The following is a 2,069-nucleotide window of genomic DNA, read 5'->3' as shown; positions in this document are numbered from 1 at the left end:
AATTTTTAATAGTCCGCTTGTCAGTGAACTAGCGGACGGCGTGGAGATAAAAACACACTTTACCCCAATCTACCCAAGCAAACGTACAGACGGCGATTATATCCCTTTGAATGATACAGAAACTAACGAGCCTTTAACTTTCGATAGTCTTTGCGATTGTCCTGATTGGTTACTTGAAATGATACAGCGACCACAAAAAAGACAGAACCCAACGCTAGGAAGTCGGACTTATGGCGCTGAAATGTGGGAGCTATTCAACCAAGGCGCACGAAAAGGGAATCGAAACAATGACACGAACCGCATTCTCCACTACTGGAGAAAAATCGGCATTGATAACAATCATTGCATGGACTTATTGCGAACCTTTAACAATCGAACCAGTCCGCCCTTACCTGATGACGAGCTGGCAACTATTTGGAAAAGTGTATTCAAGATGAAATAGAAAGGAAGTCATGACAGACCAATTAGAAAAACTTGTGGCAGAAACACCACAGGAAAACGTAAGAAGTCCAAAACCTAAAATAGAGGACTTCACAGATTATGGCGAAAACGGCAAAAAAGTCGTTAATGTCGCAGGTTATCAGGAATGCTTAAAAGACTGGCTGGAACAAGAAAAAGAAATCATCAATAGCCCTGACTATGTCAAAGCAAACACTCAAACGCTTAGAGCTGTTAGAAAACTATTCTTTGAACACCGTAACTTATTTTTAAGCACACCTAAAGAGGACGGCAAGCCACCGAAATCATTAACTCCTTTAGAGACAGCAAGAATAATCTATAAGACGCTCAAAGTCATCAAACTAGACCACCAAAGCGGACTGTTAGGCGTTTATAACCCTGAACTAGGAATATATGAAACGAATGAGAACTTCTTTCATCGGCTCATTTATTGGCTAGAGCCGTCTTATAGTCAAGCACGGTCAAAAGAGGTTCTCTTTAAACTTGAAACCTTATCAGAGGTTAAACAACAAACCGCAGAAGCTCATTTAATCCCAGTAGCGAACGGCATTTTCAATAAGAAAACGCAAAATTTAGAGCCATTCAGTCCTAAATACGTCTTTACGTCAACCATTGCGACCAAGTACAATGACAAGGCAAAAGTACCCAATATCAACGGTTGGAACGTAGACGACTGGCTCAATGATTTAATGAGTGGAGATAAAGAACTCGTTAGCCTTTTATGGCAGATTATTTCCGCAAGTACCAACGGCAACTACTCCTATCGCAAAGGCGTTTGGCTAGTCGGTAAGGGGAACGACGGCAAAGGGACTTTTCAGAGCCTCATCATGAACTTAATCGGACGTGAGAACGTGGCAAGTGTCAAAGCTGAACAGTTTTCTGAACGTTTTTCTCTTTCCCAAGTCGTTGGGAAGACTTGCATTATTGGAGATGACAGCCAAGTCAGCTACTTAGACAATGCAGGGAATTACTTTTCTGTGGTTACTGGCGACCCAGTACCGATTGAAGCGAAAGGAAAACAACCGACACTAGCCGTCTTTAATAAATTAGTCATTCAGTCCACTAACTTTTTACCAAAGTTTAGAAATAAGTCAAATGGAACATACAGACGTTTGCTTATCGTGCCTTTTGAAAAGTCTTTTACCGCAGATAATGACGATTGGAAAATAAAGGATGATTATATTAAACGCAAAGACGTTTTAGAGTATGTCCTTAAAATCGCTTTATCGCTTAACTTTGAGAAGTTTGACGAACCGAAAGCCACACAAGGGCTGTTAGATGACTTTAAAATCAGCAATGACAATGTATTGGCTTTTGTAAATGATATGTTTGAGGAGTTCGTCAGTGATTTTCTACCGACCGCCTTTATAAGCGCCTTATATCGTGCATGGTGTGAAGATGAGGGAGTGAAGCCCTTTACTAAGCGAGAGTTTGAGAATAAACTACCTGATTATGTCAAAGACCAATGGAAAAAGACCGTGCAAAGACCAAATAGCGCAGGCTTTAATAGAGCTGTCGATTTACATCGAGCCAATGAAATGGAATTGTTTAGACGGTTGTTTTATTGGGACGATGAGAAACATAAAAAAGTCACTAAAGGTTATTCCCGC

The 2,069-nt window shown here is 40.6% G+C and carries 2 protein-coding genes; both read left to right on the top strand.

The genetic code is table 11. The features are described 5' to 3' along the window. The coding region (locus ABZ914_RS50590) for a primase alpha helix C-terminal domain-containing protein (RefSeq protein WP_500201710.1) at positions 1-442 on the top strand (442 nt) is incomplete at its 5' end. Positions 443-452: 10 nt separating this feature from the next. Then, positions 453-2,069: DNA primase family protein (locus tag ABZ914_RS50585; protein WP_500201709.1), on the top strand; the 1,617-nt coding region annotated here is incomplete at its 3' end.

This window comes from Spirillospora sp. NPDC046719, assembly GCF_040645715.1.
In the GTDB taxonomy this organism is placed as follows: domain Bacteria; phylum Actinomycetota; class Actinomycetes; order Streptosporangiales; family Streptosporangiaceae; genus Spirillospora.
The sequence above is the reverse complement of the archived record's forward strand: the minus strand, read 5'-3'. Positions and strand labels throughout refer to the sequence as shown.